General features: G+C 62.6%; 14 protein-coding genes. 7 read left to right on the plus strand and 7 right to left on the minus strand.

Going from position 1 to position 16,856, the window contains the following annotated elements; genetic code table 11:
- Position 1: 1 nt before the first annotated feature.
- A complete protein-coding gene (locus GGI60_RS09925) occupies positions 2-1,492 on the plus strand; it encodes a glycosyltransferase family 39 protein (RefSeq protein WP_183915229.1) in 1,491 nt (496 codons plus the stop codon).
- A gap of 455 nt (positions 1,493-1,947) precedes the next feature.
- Here the strand turns inward: GGI60_RS09925 and GGI60_RS09930 are convergent, their stop codons facing one another.
- Positions 1,948-3,315 (minus strand): aspartate aminotransferase family protein, encoded by a 1,368-nt coding sequence (locus tag GGI60_RS09930; RefSeq protein WP_183915231.1) that lies wholly within the window; start codon positions 3,313-3,315, stop codon positions 1,948-1,950.
- A gap of 438 nt (positions 3,316-3,753) precedes the next feature.
- Between GGI60_RS09930 and GGI60_RS09935 the strand changes: the two genes are divergently transcribed.
- Positions 3,754-5,103: a glutamine synthetase family protein gene (locus GGI60_RS09935; protein WP_183915480.1), complete on the plus strand. Its 1,350-nt coding sequence runs from the start codon at positions 3,754-3,756 to the stop codon at positions 5,101-5,103.
- Positions 5,104-5,121: 18 nt separating this feature from the next.
- On the opposite strand, the gene GGI60_RS09940 is transcribed toward GGI60_RS09935, so the two are convergent.
- On the minus strand, positions 5,122-6,066 hold the full coding sequence (locus GGI60_RS09940) for a diacylglycerol kinase family protein (RefSeq protein WP_183915233.1): 945 nt from the start codon (positions 6,064-6,066) through the stop codon (positions 5,122-5,124).
- A 291-nt stretch (positions 6,067-6,357) separates the two neighbouring features.
- On the opposite strand from GGI60_RS09940, the gene GGI60_RS09945 reads away from it, so the two are divergent.
- Entirely contained in the window at positions 6,358-7,587 is a 1,230-nt protein-coding gene (locus GGI60_RS09945) for an MFS transporter (protein WP_183915236.1), read from the plus strand.
- On the opposite strand, the gene GGI60_RS09950 is transcribed toward GGI60_RS09945, so the two are convergent.
- On the minus strand, positions 7,546-7,935 hold the full coding sequence (locus GGI60_RS09950; protein WP_183915482.1) for a helix-turn-helix domain-containing protein: 390 nt from the start codon (positions 7,933-7,935) through the stop codon (positions 7,546-7,548). The two genes, GGI60_RS09945 and GGI60_RS09950, sit on opposite strands and share 42 nt — an antisense overlap.
- Positions 7,936-8,037: 102 nt before the next feature.
- Here GGI60_RS09950 and GGI60_RS09955 point away from each other — a divergent pair, with 102 nt between their 5' ends.
- Together GGI60_RS09955 and mgtE are read left to right on the plus strand one after the other, a co-directional pair.
- Entirely contained in the window at positions 8,038-9,051 is a 1,014-nt protein-coding gene (locus GGI60_RS09955; RefSeq protein ID WP_183915238.1) for a zinc-binding alcohol dehydrogenase family protein, read from the plus strand.
- A 302-nt stretch (positions 9,052-9,353) separates the two neighbouring features.
- Positions 9,354-10,727, plus strand: a complete 1,374-nt coding sequence (mgtE, locus tag GGI60_RS09960; RefSeq protein WP_183915240.1) for a magnesium transporter — start codon at positions 9,354-9,356, stop codon at positions 10,725-10,727.
- Positions 10,728-10,753: 26 nt separating this feature from the next.
- On the opposite strand, the gene GGI60_RS09965 is transcribed toward mgtE, so the two are convergent.
- Positions 10,754-11,227: an Lrp/AsnC family transcriptional regulator gene (locus tag GGI60_RS09965; RefSeq protein WP_183915242.1), complete on the minus strand. Its 474-nt coding sequence runs from the start codon at positions 11,225-11,227 to the stop codon at positions 10,754-10,756.
- A gap of 145 nt (positions 11,228-11,372) precedes the next feature.
- Here GGI60_RS09965 and GGI60_RS09970 point away from each other — a divergent pair, with 145 nt between their 5' ends.
- Positions 11,373-12,278 carry a DMT family transporter gene (locus GGI60_RS09970; RefSeq protein WP_183915244.1) on the plus strand — a complete coding sequence of 302 codons (906 nt, stop codon included), beginning with the start codon at positions 11,373-11,375 and terminating at the stop codon, positions 12,276-12,278.
- Positions 12,279-12,358: 80 nt separating this feature from the next.
- On the opposite strand, the gene GGI60_RS09975 is transcribed toward GGI60_RS09970, so the two are convergent.
- A complete protein-coding gene (locus tag GGI60_RS09975) occupies positions 12,359-12,973 on the minus strand; it encodes a L,D-transpeptidase (RefSeq protein ID WP_064682023.1) in 615 nt (204 codons plus the stop codon).
- Positions 12,974-13,108: 135 nt separating this feature from the next.
- Positions 13,109-14,773 (minus strand): electron transfer flavoprotein-ubiquinone oxidoreductase, encoded by a 1,665-nt coding sequence (locus GGI60_RS09980; protein ID WP_183915246.1) that lies wholly within the window; start codon positions 14,771-14,773, stop codon positions 13,109-13,111.
- Between the two features lie 247 nt (positions 14,774-15,020).
- Between GGI60_RS09980 and GGI60_RS09985 the strand changes: the two genes are divergently transcribed.
- Entirely contained in the window at positions 15,021-15,809 is a 789-nt protein-coding gene (locus GGI60_RS09985; RefSeq protein WP_183915248.1) for an SDR family oxidoreductase, read from the plus strand.
- Between the two features lie 12 nt (positions 15,810-15,821).
- Here GGI60_RS09985 and GGI60_RS09990 read toward each other — a convergent pair whose 3' ends face one another.
- Complete coding sequence (locus tag GGI60_RS09990; protein WP_183915250.1) at positions 15,822-16,703, minus strand: phosphotransferase family protein; 882 nt, start codon at positions 16,701-16,703, stop codon at positions 15,822-15,824.
- Between the last annotated feature and the right edge of the window lie 153 nt (positions 16,704-16,856).

Consider the following 16,856-nt stretch of genomic DNA (forward strand, 5'->3'; position numbering starts at 1 on the left):
AATGATCAAGACCGGTCTTCGCGACGTGCGCTGGATTTTCGTGCTGCTGGCCGTCTATTTCACGCTTCAGGTCGGTGTGCGGCTCGCAACCTCGCATTCACTCGATCTCGACGAGGCCGAACAGGTTTTCCGCTCGCAATGGCTCGCCGCCGGTTACGGACCGCAGCCGCCGTTCTACAACTGGCTGCAATATGCCGTCTTCCGGTTTGCCGGTGTTTCGCTTGTCGCGCTTTCGGTCGTGAAGAATCTCCTGCTGTTCAGCGCCTACCTGCTGTACGGCCTGACCGCACATCTCATTTTGCGCGACAAGGCGCTGGTGGCGATCGCGACGCTCGGATTGCTGACCATCCCGCAAATGGCTTTCGAGATGCAGCGAGACCTGACGCACACGGTCGCGGTGTTCTTCTCGGCCAGCATCTTCTTCTACGGCTTCATCCGCAGCCTGAAGCAGCCGAGCCTTGGCTCCTATCTGATAACAGGCATCGGCATCGGCTTCGGCCTGCTGGCCAAATATAATTTCGCGATCTTGCCGGCGGCAGGGCTGATTGCCGCGCTGGCGGATGCGCGCCTGCGGCCGCGGATCTTCGACCGGCGGCTGGTGCTGACCGCTGTCGTGGCGCTTATCATCGTCCTGCCCCATCTCTTCTGGCTGAAGGACAATCTCGATTTCGCCACCGCCCGCACGCTGGAGAAAATGACCGCGAGCGGCGATGCGAGCTATCTCATGCAGGTCACCATGGGTGTCAGTTCGCTTGTTCTCGCCACCTTAAGCTTCGCCGGATTGACGGTGGCGGTCTTCGCCATCGTCTTCGGCAAGAGCCTTCGTCCGGCGCTCACCGCCGGCTCGGAATGGACGCGGCTCATCGAGCGGATGCTGCTCGTCTTCCTCATCGGCATCCTGCTGTTGATCGTCTTCGGCGGTGCTGCCGGCATCAAGGATCGCTGGCTGGTGCCGATGCTCTTCATCCTGCCGCTCTATTTCTGCCTGAAGATCGACGCAGGCGGCGTCGTGACCGACAAGGCGTTCCGGCGTTTCATGGCCGTCGTCGCCGTCATCATGATCGCCGTTCCGGCCGCCCTTTACGGCAGCGTCGCCGCCGCACGCTTCACCGGCCATTACGAACGGCTGAGCAGGCCCTATGCCACGATGCTGGAAAGCTTGCGCAAACAGGCCGAACCAGCGGCGATCCTTGCCGGCGACAGCCTGCTCGCCGGCAATCTCAGGCAGGATATTCCCGGTGTGCCGGTCCTCTCCGTGGATTATCCCGGTTTCCGTCCGGATCTTAGCGGCCGGCAACCGTTGCTTCTCGTGTGGCTGATCCCGCCGAAGGGAGCAAGCGAGGGGCTTCCGCGGACCATGGCTGACTGGCTCCAGGCAAATCTCGGCGTGTCCGCGCCTGAGACATCAGTGATCGACGTGCCCTATTTTTATCAGCGCGGCGACGACCACTACCGATTCGGGTATGCTTGGCTCCACCGGTCGGCTGAGTGAAATCAGAAATACGGCGGTCGCATCAACCGAATGGCCGGAATAAGTGTAGCCTTGATTAAAGTGGCCGACCTCGTTGATCTGCACATGGGCTATCATCCGCCTCGTCACCGGTTTAGGCCGTGACTGGACATTGTCTGGTTTCCCTGGCGGGTGCTGACACGGGCGTCTGCGCTGTGAATGCTTTGCCGTGCCTACCTCATCATGCATCAGCAGCAGCGGCATGGATCGCAGGCTCAAGGGTCTGGGACGACGGAGAGTGGGGTTGGCGTTCTCGCCAAACTCGCCGCGGCGTACAGAGACACACTACAACCGGTGCTTCAGTAGGCCAGCCTTACCACGTCCGCCTCACCTGTGTTTCAGGCGGCGGCGTCAATGGTGCATACGGCCGGAAGTGCGGGCATTGCGAGCGCCTGCTTATCGCCGCATTCGCAATGGACCCAGCCGGCTGGGCGACATCAGGATCTCAGTTCCTTCCAGGTCGCATCCAGCGCCAGCTTGGTAATCCTGGCCATCTCGTCCACTTCCGCGTGGCTGATGACGAGTGGCGGCGAAGCCAGCATGCGGTCGCCGGTGGCGCGCAGCACGAGGCCGTTCGCCAGCGCGTGATTGCGCACCAGCGCGCCGACCGGATCGGGCCGCTCATAACGGCTGCGCGTGCTCTTATCGGCGGCAAGCTGCAGGCCGCCCATCAGGCCGATGCTGACGGCCTCGCCGACCAGATCATGGTCCACGAGCGCTTCCCAGTCCCTGCCGAAATAGGGGCCGATATCGTCACGCACGCGTTCGACCAGCCCTTCCGCCTCGATGATGCGCAGATTTTCGAGTGCGGCGGCAGCACAGACCGGGTGGCCGGAATAGGTGAAGCCGTGATTGAACTCGCCGACCTCGTTGATCAGCGCGTCGGCAATCCTATCACTGACGAGTACGCCGCCGATCGGCAGGTAACCGGAGGAAAGCCCTTTGGCTATCGGCGCGAGATCCGGCTCGACGCCGAAATGCTGGTGGCCGAACCAGGCGCCCAACCGGCCGAAACCGCAGATCACCTCGTCGGTCACCAGCAGGATATTGCGCGCCTTGCAGATGCGGTCGATCTCCGGCCAATAGGTTTCCGGCGGGATGATGACGCCGGCAGCTCCCTGCACCGGCTCGGCGACGAAGGCGGCGACGTTCTCCTCGCCCAGTTCATCGATCTTCGCTTCGAGTTCGCGGGCGACCTTCAGCCCGAATTCATCAGGCGAGAGATCGCCGCCCTCGCCGTACCAATAGGGCTGGCCGATATGAACGATTCCAGGGATCGGCAGGTCGCCCTGCTCGTGCATGTATTTCATGCCGCCGAGACTGGCGCCGGCGACGGTCGAACCGTGATAACCGTTCTTTCTCGCGATGACGATCTTCTTCGACGGCTTGCCGACGGCGCTCCAATAGACGCGAGCCATGCGGAACCAGGTGTCGTTCGCCTCCGAACCGGAACCGGTGAAAAAGATATGGTTGAAACGCGCGCCGGCGTGCGACGTCACCTTCTGCGCCAGCAGCGCCGTCGGCGTCGAGGTCGTGCCGAAAAAGGTGTTGTAATAAGGCAGCTCGTTCATCTGCCTTGCGACGGCCTCAGCGATCTCGCCGCGGCCATAGCCTATATTGACGCACCAGAGGCCGGCGAAGCCATCGAGATATTTCCGGCCGCGATCATCGAAGATGTAAACGCCCTCACCGCGCTGGATGACGCGGGCGCCATCGGCGTTCAGCTTCTTCATGTCGGTGAAGGGGTGCAGATGATGGGCTGCGTCGATCGCGGCAAGGTTCGAGGGAGGGTAAGTATCGGGCATGGCTAGAGCCTTTCCTGGTTAGATTGAAGCATTCTGTTGGCTCAAACGGAGTCGGATGGTCGACCGGCCGGCGCGCGTCGTAGCCCGGCTCTACCGCCAAGCCGGCCGGTCGATCAGACGGCCCGTTTCAGCCAACCCTCCCGCAGATTTGCCTGGCAAATCTGCAAGACTTGGGAAGCGCCGGACGCACTTATCGCTTCGCCATAGCGAAGCGGTGCGGCCGGTGGGCCGGGCATCTTTCCGCCAGCATCAGAGGCGATCGGCTCGGACGTACCTTGAGGTATGCCCGTCGCCAATCGCCTCTGCCCTGACGGAAACCTGCTCCGGCAGAATGCTTCAATCTAACCAGGAAAGGCTCTAGTGAAAGACCCTCGCGGATTGAAAGGCTGCTATCGATGGGATAGGAGCTTGGCCTTGTCCCGGAGGATTTTCAAGGTCATGGCGAGCGACAGGATGGACGGCAAGGCCGGTGGCGACCCGCGTTTCGAGATCCTGATCGTCGGCATGAACGGTGAGCTGCGCGGCAAGCAGCTTCCATCAGGCGCCGAAGGCAAGGTCTGGGCCGGTGAGATCCGCCTGCCGACGTCAACGCAGTCGCTCGATATCTGGGGCGACGACAATGACGACATTACCGGCCTGTCGCTGACGATCGGCGATCCCGACGGCATGGTCGTCGCCGACCGGCGCAGCCTTGCGCCGATGCCCTGGGCGCCCGAGGGCTCGATGCAGGTGCTCGCCACCATGTGTGAATTCGACGGCAGCCCGAGCTTCATGGATCCGCGCGCCATCCTCGCTTCGGTGGTCGAGCGCTATCGCAACCGCGGGCTGACGCCTGTCGTCGCCACCGAGCTGGAATTCTACGTGATGTCAGCGGACTGGCGCGATACCGGGCGACCCTCGCCGCCTGAAAGCCTTACCTATCGCGGCGAACCGAACGGCTTTCAGCTCTACGACATGAGCGCCGTCGATGCACTCGAGGACTATCTGCAGACGCTCAAGGCCTACGCCAAGGCGCAGGCACTACCGGCGGATGCAACGACGGCGGAATTCGGCCCGGGCCAGTTCGAGATCAATCTCATGCATCGCGCCGATGCGCTGGCCGCCGCCGACGATTGCCTCTATCTCAAGCGTATCGCCGAACAGGCGGCGCGCCGCCATGGGCTGAAATCAACCTGCATGGCCAAGCCCTATTCCGAGCATGCCGGTTCCGGTCTGCATGTGCATGCCAGCGTCATCGACAGCCAGGGCCGCAACATCCTCGATGCCAAGGGCGGCGAGCCGAAGCTGTTGAAATCGGTGACGGCCGGCCTGCTCGACAGCATGCGCGCTGCGCAGTTGATCTTCGCGCCCTTCGCCAATTCCTACCGCCGCTTCCAGCCGGGCTCCTTCGCGCCGGTCGATCTGACCTGGGGCAGCGGTCACCGCGGCACGGCGGTCCGCATCCCTGACAAGGACGGGCCGGCCGCGCGTATCGAGCACCGCGTCGCCGGTGCCGATGCCAATCCCTATCTGCTGCTCGCGGCGATCCTCGGCGGCATGCTGAATGGGCTCGACCGAGAACTCGACCCCGGCGAGGAGACAATGCCTTCATACGCGCCCGCGAACACGACCCGGCTGACCCATGATTTCCTCAGCGCGGTGGAGACGTTCCGCACCTCGCCCTTCATCGCCGACATCTTCGGCGCACGCTACCAGGCACTCTACGGCGACACAAAGCGCAAGGAAGCGCTGGCGCATCTCAGCACCGTGTCGGATTTCGACTACCGCACTTATCTGGCCCGGCTCTGAAGCTTATGCCGCAGCCGACTACGCAGCGGGCTCGCGGCGTTCGTCCTCGTCCACCTGGGCTGCGAGGCCTTGCTTGACCAGGACCTTCAACTCGCCGGGATGCAGCCTGATCGAGACGTCACGCTCAAGCGGCAGCAACTCGCCGTCCATGACGCAATTGGCCTTGCGGCGCAGTTTCGGGAAATGCAGGTGCACCTCCGCCGGGTGCATCACCATGACGTCGGCATTCTCACGGACTTTGCCGCGCAGCATGTCGACGGCGAGGCGGGCGACACCGAGCGGCTTCAGTGGGTTTGCCGTATAGAAGCCGAGTTCGCCGCTTGTGAGATTATCGGCATAGAGCAACGCATTTTCGCCGAAAGGATTGTTGGAAACCGAGATTGCCGAGACCCTGCGGCGTTCTCGCATGCCGGCGGCTTCGAATTCGACCTCAAACTCAGGTGGATTGAAGATCACGCCGAGAGCTGCCTTGGTGCTTGCCCGTATTTTGCCGAGCCGCGAACGATAGCTGTAGGCATTGCGGTAGCGTACCATCCGGGCATGCAGGCCGGCGGAAAACTGGTGGATGAAAGGCCTTCCGTTGGCGCTGGCAATATCGACATTGTCGATCTCGCCGGAGGCAAGCACATCGAGGGCCTGCCAGATATCGAGCGGTACGCGTAGCGAGCGGGCAAAAAGGTTCATCGTACCGGCCGGTACGACGCCGAGCGCGATGCCGTTTTTCCAGGCGATCGACGCCGCCGCCGAAATCGTCCCGTCGCCACCGCCGGCGACGATACCATCGATATCGTCGCGCTTGGCCGCCCTTTCCATGGCGGGAATGATTTCATTGCCGGAGAAAACGATGGCATCGAAGTCGTGCCCGGCATCCCGAAAGGCCGCCTCCGCCCTCTTCTCGTAGGCCAGCATATCGGTGGTCCTGAAGGTGCCGCCGTCGCGATTGAAAAAGCCTACAAGCTTCATGAGGCCTCCCTTCTCTGGCGCGGAACTGCTCCTGCCTTGCTCCTCAGATGGTTGCGGTATCGGCGATTTCAAGCGCCGCCGCTTTTCCCCACAAGCTCCGGAAGTGCAAAAATTGCAATAGACGTATGCACATAACAGGACGCTGCACTGCAAAAAATGCACTCGACGCGGGCGGGGATCTCACGGATAGATAGAGGTTCCCAATACCTCTCCACGTCCTGCCAATCAAACGATCGGCCCGCCTCCGTGCCAGGCCCTTTGCCAAGCAGAGAACCGCCTCAAGGAGCTCTCGTGAGCCAGATCGCGATCAATGAATCCGTCGAAATCGAGCCGGATGCCGAGCTGCCGTCGGCGACCACTGTTGCCTTGGTTCAACTGGCGCTTGCCTGCGGCGGCTTTGGCATCGGTACCGGCGAATTCGCCATCATGGGACTGCTGCCCAATGTCGCCGAAACCTTCTCGGTGACGACGCCGCAGGCCGGCTATGTTATCAGCGCCTATGCGCTCGGCGTCGTCATCGGCGCGCCGGTCATCGCCGTGCTCGCCGCCAAGATGGCGCGCCGCACACTGCTGTTGACGCTGATGCTGGTCTTTGCCGCCGGCAACATTCTCAGCGCCGTCGCCCCGACCTTCGAGACCTTCACTTTGCTGCGCTTCGTCAGCGGCCTGCCGCATGGCGCCTATTTCGGCGTTGCGGCCCTGGTCGCCGCCTCGATGGTGCCGGTACATCGGCGGGCACGCGCGGTCGGGCGCGTCATGCTCGGATTGACGGTGGCCACCCTTCTCGGCACGCCGGCCACAACGCTCTTCGGCCAATCGCTCGACTGGCAGGTGGCATTTCTGACGGTCGGCGTCGTCGGCCTGCTGACGGTGGCACTGATCTGGTTCTACGTTCCGAAGGACAGGGTTTCAGAAGAAGCGAGCTTCCTGCGCGAACTCGGCGCCTTCCGCCGGCCGCAAGTCTGGCTGACGCTCGGCATCGCCGCCGTCGGCTATGGCGGGATGTTCGCCATGTTCAGCTATATCGCCTCGACGACGACCGAGGTGGCGATGCTGCCGGAAACCGCGGTTCCGATCATGCTGGTGCTGTTCGGCGTCGGCATGAACGCCGGCAATTTCATCGGCTCGTGGCTCGCCGACAAGTCGCTGCTCGGTTCGATCGGCGGATCGCTGGTCTATAATATCGTCGTGCTGACCACCTTCTCGCTGACCGCCGCCAACCCCTACATGCTCGGCCTCTCGGTCTTCCTCGTCGGCTGCGGTTTCGCCGCCGGCCCGGCACTGCAGACGCGGCTGATGGATGTCGCAGCCGATGCGCAGACGCTTGCGGCCGCCTCCAATCATTCCGCTTTCAACATCGCCAATGCGCTCGGCGCCTGGCTGGGTGGTCTCGTCATCGCCTGGGGCTACGGTTTTGCGGCAACCGGTTATGTCGGCGCGGCGCTGTCCTTCCTCGGTCTTTTCGTCTTTGCAGCCTCGCTACGACTGGAGCGCCGTAGCGCAAGCTTCGAAGCCCTCTGACGCGGCCTCCGGGCTGCAGAAGACGTGTTCCTCTCCCCATGCGGCCAGCGCAAGGATGACAGGCTTCAGCGTCGTGCCAAGCGGCGTCATCTTATATTCGACGCGTGGCGGCACGACCGGGTAGACGGTGCGCGACACCAGGCCTGACTCTTCCAGTTCCCGTAACTGCTTGGTCAGCATACGTTGTGTCACGGCCGGCAGCTTTCGGCGCAATTCGTTGAACCGCAACGTGCCCTGCATCAGGTGAAACAGAATCACGCCTTTCCATTTGCCGTCCAGAAAACTCAGCGTTGCCTCAACCGGACAGCCCGGGAAATTCTTGACAAGCTTGGCGCGGGGCAGCGACATCGACAGTATCCTTTTTGGTACTACGTACAGAATTTGTGCATTCTTGCGTTGCCTGAGCGTAATGCGCATCTAGCTTCCGTGCAATGAACACAGGAGCTTCCGATGCGCGCCGTTGCTTACAAGACGCCCCAACCGATAACCTCGGAGACCTCGTTGATCGATGTCGATCTGCCGATGCCCGAGGCCAGCGGCCACGATCTGCTCGTCGAAATCCGGGCGGTCTCCGTCAATCCGGTCGATGTAAAGGTGCGCGCCCATTCCGCACCGCCGGCCGGCCAGCTCAAAGTGCTCGGGTGGGATGCCGCCGGCACAGTCAGGGCCGTCGGCGCCGATGTCACCTTGTTCAGGCCGGGCGACGAAGTCTTTTATTCCGGTGTGATCAGCCGCCCGGGCAGCAATGCCGAATTCCATCTTGTCGACGAGCGCATCGTCGGCAGGAAACCCACGAGCCTCGATTTCGCGGCGGCAGCCGCCCTGCCGCTGACCTCGATTACCGCTTATGAGGCGCTTTTCGACCGGCTGAAAGTAATGGACCCGGTGGCGGGCGCGCCGCGCACGATTCTCATTATCGGCGGCGCCGGCGGCGTCGGCTCGATCGCCATCCAGATCGCCCGCGCGCTCACTGATCTGACCGTTATCGCCACGGCGTCACGGCCGGAAACACAGGGCTGGGTGAAGGAACTCGGGGCGCATCACGTGGTCGATCACTCCAAGCCGATCGCCTCACAGGTGGCAGCGCTCGGCCTCGGCGCACCAGGCTTCATCTTTTCGACGACCAATACCGACAGCCATATCGGCGACATCATCGAAGCGATCGCACCGCAGGGCCGTTTTGCGCTGATCGATGATCCGAAGACGCTCGATATCGTGCCCTTCAAGCGCAAGGCTGTTTCCATCCATTGGGAGTTGATGTTCACCCGCCCGCTTTTCGCCACGCCTGACATGATCGAGCAGCACAAGCTGTTGAACAAGGTTTCCGAGCTCGTCGACGCCGGCAAAATCCGCACGACGCTTTCCGAGGTCGTCGGTCCGATCAACGCGGAGAACCTGAAGAAGGCGCATATGATGGTCGAAAGCGGCCGGATGAAGGGCAAGGCGGTGCTTGCCGGATTTTGACGGACGCCTAACGTCTCGTACGGGGCTGCAAGACGCCATCAAGGAACATTGGGTGTCGCATCACAGGGTGCGACATTCTGGCGTTAAGCATTTCTCCCGCTTGACTTATTCCGCGTTCGGGACCACTAGCATGACACGTGGATGACACCTGTCTTCCACGGATTTCAACGGAGCCATCACTCAGATGCCAAGCGACAGTAGCAGTCGATTGCCTTTGCCGTACGCGGCCCTCGTGCGCTGACCGACTCCTGTCGGCTCGCCCGTCGGGACGCTACGGCGGATCGATGGAAAGGCGAGCCTCAATGAATATCAATCGCTTCCCTCTTCGGGCAGGCCATGCCGCCCGTGCCTTCATCAACAACAGCCGCGGTGCAACGATCGCCGAGCGCGTCGACGCGTTGAACGCACTCACCGTCCAGGATGCCGGCCGCGTTCTGACCGGCATGCCGCTCGACTATGCCGTCAACATCCTCGACCGGCCGGAGCTTCGCAACGCCGCACAGATCCTGGCGCTGCTGAGCGCCGAGGATGCCGCACGGCTGCTGCACGGCATGTCCAACGACCGCGTCGCCGACGTGCTGCTCGAACTTGACGCAGAGACCCGCGCCCGGCTGTTTGCCAGCCTCGACGAGCCGGTGCGCATCGCCATCCAGCACCTGATGGGCTATCCGCCGCGAACCGCCGGCGGCATCATGACGACGGAGTTCGTCAGCGTTCCTGACAGCTGGACCGTTGGCCAGACGCTCGACCATGTGCGCCAGGTCGAACGTTCGCGCGAGACCGTCTACGCCATTTATGTGCTCGACGAGGCAAGCCATGCGCTGATGCATGTGGTGACGCTGCGCCGCCTGATCACCGGCGAGCCGGATGCTTCCATTCTTACGGTGGCGCAGAAGGGCGTTCCGGTTGCGGCCGATCCGTTGATGAAGCAGGAGGATGTCGCCCGGCTGATCCGCAAGCACGATCTGCTCGCTTTGCCTGTGACCGACGACCATGGACGGATGCTCGGCATCGTCACCGTCGACGACGTGATCGATACGATGATCGCCGATACGACGGAAGCAGCTCAGAAGTTCGGCGGCATGGAGGCGCTCGGCCAGCCCTATATGAAGATCGGCTTTGCCGGCATGATCCGCAAGCGCGCCGGTTGGCTCGCCGCGCTCTTCCTCGGCGAGATGCTGACGGCAAGCGCCATGCAGCATTTCGAGGGCGAACTGGAAAAGGCCGTGGTGCTGACGCTGTTCATCCCGCTGATCATGAGCTCGGGCGGCAATTCCGGGTCACAGGCAACATCGCTGATCATCCGGGCCTTGGCGCTCGGCGAGCTGAAGCTTTCGGACTGGTGGAAGGTGCTGGTCCGCGAACTCCCGACCGGCATCGTGCTCGGTGCGATCCTCGGTCTCGTCGGCTTCATCCGCATCGTCTTCTGGCAGACCGCCGGGCTCTACGACTACGGCCCCCACTGGCAGATGGTCGCCATCACGGTGTTTGCCGCCCTGATCGGGATCGTCACCTTCGGCTCGATCTGCGGTTCGATGCTGCCCTTCGTGCTGCAGAAGCTTCGGCTCGATCCGGCCAGCGCCTCGGCACCCTTCGTCGCCACACTGGTCGACGTCACCGGGCTCGTCATCTACTTCTCGGTGGCGCTGCTCATCCTCAGCGGGACGCTGCTTTAATTCATGTCGCAGCATGCCGGGGGAACTTACTTTCCCTCGGGCAGCTTCAACGGCCCATGCGTCTTGATACTGCGGATGGCGAAGTTCGAGCGGATATCGCTGACATTGGGAAGGGTCAGCAGCGTCTCGGTCAGGAGCCGCTCATAGGCGGCGAGATCCTCCACCACCACTTCGGCGAGGAAATCGGCCGTTCCCGAGATCAGGAAGCAGGAGACGATCTCGGGGATGGCGAGCAGCGCCTTCTGCTGCGCCTCGGAATTCTCGCGGCTGTGGTGGACGACCTTGAATTCGACGAAGACCGTCAGGCCGAGACCGACTTCCTTGCGGTCGATATCGGCGGTGTAACCGCGGATGATGCCGGAACGTTCGAGATTGCGGATGCGGCGCAGGCAGGGCGACGGGGAGAGATTCACCTTCTCGGCAATCTCGACATTGGTGGCGCGCGCATCTTCCTGCAGGCATTTCAGGATGGCGAGATCGAATTTATCGAGATTTGGCATTTTCGTAATGTCCGTCGGCATGATTTGGCAGAAGATTGCGTTTAGCACGATTTTGTTGCCACAGATAGCAAGGACATGCCCCGGCATCTGGCGCTAATCTTCACTTCAACCGGACAGGATCCGGACGGAGGAAAGGATTAGGACGATGAGTACGATCGCATTTTCAAACGACAAATCGCCTTCACAGTCCCTCGGTTATGCCGCCGGCGCGATTACCGTGCTGATCTGGGCGACCTGGTTTCTAGCGACCCGCCACAGCGCCGCAAACTCGCTCGGCCCAATCGATATCGGCCTCATCCGCTTCGGCATTCCGGCCCTCGTGCTTTCGCCCGTCTGGCTTCGGATCGGCCTGCTGCCGAAGGGGCTGCCGCTGCATGTGCTGGCAATCATGGTCGCCGGCTGCGGCGCAGTCTTCTTCCTGGTGACGACGCTTGCCATTCACTCCACACCGGCCGCCTCTTCGGGCATCCTGCTCGGCGGCTCGATGCCGCTTGCCACGGCATTGATCGGCGTTCTGCTGTTTCGGGAGCGGCCCGACGTCACGCGCATCGCCGGGCTGCTGGCAATCGTCGGCGGTGTTCTCATTCTGCTCGCCCGCAGCCTTGGCGATGCCTCCCTGCCCTGGACGAGCCTTGTCCTGCTGCCGGCAGGCGCCGTACTCTGGGCAAGCTACACGCATGCCTTCCGCCGCTCGGGCCTGACCGCCATTCAGGCCAGCGCGTTGATTGCCGCCTGGTCTTTCCTGATCATGGCTGTGCTGGCCCTCGTCTTCGGCATCTCGCTGCCGCAAGCGCCGCTTCCGGAAATTGGTCTTCAGGTGCTGAGCCAGGGCATTCTTTCCGGTCTCGTCGCCATGGTCGCCTATGGCACGGCCGTCCGCACCCTCGGCGGAACGCAGGCCGCCGCCTTCACGGCGCTGACGCCTGTTCTGGCGACGCTCGGGGGCGGCTTCGTGCTCGGCGAAACGATCGGCACAGCCGAAATCAGCGCCGCCGTCATCACCGGCATCGGCGTGGCGCTCTCGACGGGGATTGCCGCACGCCGCCGCTGACGCGCCAACTTTGGCGCCAAGCCAAAAGCCGCCGGCAGGCCGGGCTGCGGCGGCTTTTTTGATGGGTCCGTTTTAGCCGCTCAAGCCTGGATGACCACAACCCTGGCGCCGACTTCGACGCGGCTATAGAGGTCGATCACGTCATGATTCATCATGCGGATACAGCCGCTCGACATGGCCAGGCCGATCGATTCCGGCTGGTTGGTGCCATGGATGCGGAAATGAGTATCGTTGCCGCCGCGATAGAGATACATCGCCCGCGCGCCGAGCGGGTTGTTCGGGCCGCCCGGCATGCCGCCGGCAAGCCTGCGGTAGCGCTCTTCGCGGCGCTGCATGTTTTCCGTGGGGGTCCAGCTCGGCCATTCGGCCTTGCGGCCGATATAGGCATTGCCGGCAAATGCCAGCCCTTCGCGGCCGACACCGACGCCATAGCGCATCGCCCTGTTGTCACCGAGAACGTAGTAGGCGCGACGCGCGGGTGTGTCGATGACGATCGTGCCCGGCGCGTGAGAACTTTCATAAGCCACCTCCTGGCGGCGCAGCTCGGGCTTGATCTTGTCGATCGGCACCTGCTTCAGCGGAAATTTTTCATCCGGAAGAGCGGCGTAGTTCGTCTGGCTGTTGAGGCCGGTCGAAGAGCAGCCGGCAACAAAGAGCGGCAGAGCGATCAGAAAGCCGCGACGGGAGATCGTCATGAATGTGTCCTTAGTGCGTCAACACGATGTCGCAAGCTAAGGAAATTATGGTTAATGAATCGCTAAGGACGGCCGCGGGATATGATCACGTAGGCGTCAGCGGGTGAAATTGCCGGCCGCAGCCGGCAATCGCCCTTACATATTCGGATAGACCGGTCCCTCGCCGCCCTGCGGCGGTACCCAGTTGATGTTTTGGTTCGGGTCCTTGATGTCGCAGGTCTTGCAGTGCACGCAGTTCTGGGCGTTGATGACGAAGCTCTTGTCGCCATCCTTCTCCACCCATTCATAGACGCCGGCCGGACAGTAACGCGTCGACGGGCCGGCATAGATGCCGAGCTCGGAGCTCTTCTGCAGGCCCATGTCCTTGACTTGCAGATGCACCGGCTGGTCTTCCTCGTGATTGGTGTTCGACAGGAACACCGAGGACAGCCGGTCGAAGGTCAGCACACCATCCGGTTTCGGATAGGCGATCGGCTTGTGCTGCGCGGCCGGCTCCAGGCTTTCCGCATCGCTCTTGCCGTGTTTGAGCGTGCCGAAGAAGGAAAAGCCGAACAGCGTATTGGTCCACATGTCGAGGCCGCCGAGCGCCACACCGAGGGCGGTGCCGAACTTCGACCACAGCGGCTTGACGTTGCGGACCCGCTTGAGATCGCGGCCGATGTCGCCCTGGCGCCAATCGTTCTCGATCTCGACGACCTCGTCATGGCTGCGGCCTGATACAATCGCCGCCGCCAGCTTCTCGGCCGCCAGCATGCCCGACAGCACCGCATTGTGGCTGCCCTTGATGCGCGGCACGTTGACGAGACCGGCCGAACAGCCGATCAGCGCCCCGCCGGGGAAGGACAGCTTCGGCACCGACTGGTAGCCGCCCTCGGTGATGGCGCGCGCGCCATAGGAAAGCCGCTTGCCGCCCTCGAAAGTGCCGCGGATCGCCGGATGCGTCTTGAAGCGCTGGAACTCCTCGAAGGGGTAGAGATAGGGGTTCTTGTAATTCAGGTGGACGACGAAGCCGACCGCCACCAGATTGTCTTCCAGATGATAGAGGAAGGAGCCGCCGCCGGTCTTCATGCCGAGCGGCCAGCCGAAGGAGTGCTGCACCAGACCCTGTTTGTGGTGCTCCGGCTTGACCTGCCAGAGCTCCTTGATGCCGATGCCGAATTTCTGCGGCTCGCGGTCCTTCTGCAGATCGAACTTGGCGATCAGCTGCTTGGCGAGCGAACCGCGCACGCCCTCGCCGATCAGCGTGTATTTGCCGCGAAGCTCCATGCCGCGGGTGTAGTTCGGGCCCGGCTCGCCGTTCTTCTCGATGCCCATATCGCCGGTGGCAACCCCGATCACCGCGCCCTTGTCGTCGTAGAGCACCTCGGTTGCGGCAAAACCCGGATAGATCTCGACGCCGAGCTCTTCGGCCTTGCCCGCCAGCCAGCGACAGACAAGCCCAAGCGAGACGATGTAGTTGCCGTGATTGTTCATCAGCGGCGGCATCATGAAATTCGGCAGGCGGATCGACCCGGCCGGGCCGAGCAGCAGAAACTGGTCGTCTGTCACCTCGGTTTTGAAGGGATGATCGGCCTCATCGCGCCAGCCGGGCAGCAGCCGGTCGATACCAACAGGGTCGACGACGGCGCCCGAGAGAATATGGGCGCCGACCTCGGCCCCCTTCTCCAGCACGACGACCGACAATTCGGGATTGACCTGCTTCAGCCGGATCGCCGCCGCAAGCCCGGCAGGGCCTGCTCCGACGATCACAACGTCGAATTCCATGCTCTCGCGCTCGGGCAGCTCAGTCGTCTCGGTCATTCATTCGTCTCCGCTTGGCCGCCTGTGGCCATCATCCCATGGTCCCTGTCTTGTCAAAACGACGTAGCATTGTCGAGCCGGGATGCGACAGCCAATCCTCAATTCGCACAATGATGTTCAGCCGATCGAAGATTTATAATAACGCTTACGTCAACGTCAATTGAGAAACCCCGATCGCGTTACCGCCCTCCCTTTCCTTTTTCGTCGCCTGCGGCTTATACATCGCTCGAAGACATAGGAGGATATCATGGATCTCGGCATCAAGGGCAAAAGGGCACTCGTTCTCGCCTCCTCACGCGGGCTCGGCCTCGGCATTGGCGCGGCGCTGGCGCGGGAGGGCGCAAACGTGCTGCTCTGCGGGCGCAGCGGCGAGCAGCTCGAGGCCAATTGCAAGGCAATCAACAGCGAAGGCAATGGCCGGGCTGACTGGATCTGGGCCGACCTCACGGACGAGCGCTTCGTCGAGACGGCGACGACGGCCGTGAAGGACAAGTTCGGCGGCCTCGATATCCTCGTCAACAATACCGGCGGACCGACGCCCGGCACGACCGAGGAGATGACGCCCGAAAAGCTCGAAACCTACTTCCTCTCCATGGTCGCCCGCGTGATCACCCTCACCAATGCACTGCTGCCTGGTATGAAGGCGCAGGGCTGGGGCCGCATCCTGACGGTCGCCTCATCGGGCGTGATTGAGCCGATCGCCAACCTGGCGCTGTCGAATACGTTGCGCCCGGCGCTTGCCGGCTGGAGCAAGACGCTTGCCGCCGAAGTGGCGAGCTTCGGCATCACCACCAACCTGCTCCTGCCGGGCAGCATTCTGACGGCGCGGCTCGACGATCTCGATGGCGCCGCAGCAAAGCGCACGGGCAAAAGCCTCGAGGAGATCCGCGCCGACAAGGAGGCGCGCATTCCCGTCGGCCGCTACGGCCGGGTGGAGGAGTTTGCCGCAACGGCCGCCTTCCTCTGCAGCCAGCCGGCAAGCTACATCACCGGCTCGCTCATCCGCTGCGACGGCGGCGCGGCACGATCCGTCTAGTCTAGAGGCTGCTCAGGCGGCGCGGGCCGCCGCGGCGGCCCAGCTCGCCGCGCTGCGGATCATCTGCTCGACATTGCCCGGATCGTCAGCAAATTCGGCGAGTTCGGAAAGCCGGTGGAAGCCGGTCATGATCGCGATGCGCCGCCGGTCGAGCCGGCGCCCGGTCAGGATCTCATAGGCTGAGATGATGCGCGCGGTCAGATCGGGCGAGATGAAGTTCGAATAGATGAACTCCTGGTGCAACGGCCCGAAACCGGAATCGGCGAAATCGTAAAGGCCGTTGAGCCTGCCCTGCCGAAAGTCGAAGGCCATGTTCCATCCGTGGCCGTCGAAAAAGCCGTAGACCTTGCCGTAGGGATCCGGCGGCAGCAATTCGAAATCCGAGACGACGACCTCGGCAAAGCGCTGGATGTCGGCCGGCAGCAGCGGCAAAGCCTTCTTTCTCACCACGTCCGGCGATTGCCACGGCTGGATCGCCGTTGCGCCGGCCGCACGCAGGCGGTCGGCGTCGAGCGCATGCAGCTCGGCGTAAAAACGCGCGAGATCATCCGCCAGACGCTGACGGTCGCCCTCCCCGAGCGCATCGTAATCTTCGGCAATGAGGTGTTCGCCCTCCAGCTTGGCGTGGCTGGAGAAGATCGGCGGGCCGTCGTGTATGCGCATATCGGGAACCGCAATCGACAACGCCGGCCTGATGATGTCGAGCAGGGCCGCTTCCCTCACCAGCGCCCTTTCGGCGCCGAGATGGCGGGGAAACTTGAAGATCAGCGTGTCATCGACGTCGACCGCCATCGAATCCCAGCCCTTCGCCGCCAGCTTGAAGACTGAGGCCGTCAGTTGGGGAAACACGCTTATGATGAGAGAGCGAAATTCGCTGGCGTCCAACTCAGTCATGACGACCTGCCTCCTCTGTTTTTCCGCCGTTCTCGCGTGCAGCGCTCCGCGTGCGGGAACGGCATCAGCCTGCGCCGCGGACCGCCGGCAATGCCGCCACGGAACCGCGTCAAACGCACCCCTATATATTAGTATAGTTTGAATATTACGGAA

Source organism: Rhizobium lentis (genome assembly GCF_014200175.1).
Classification (GTDB): Bacteria; Pseudomonadota; Alphaproteobacteria; order Rhizobiales; family Rhizobiaceae; genus Rhizobium; species Rhizobium mulingense.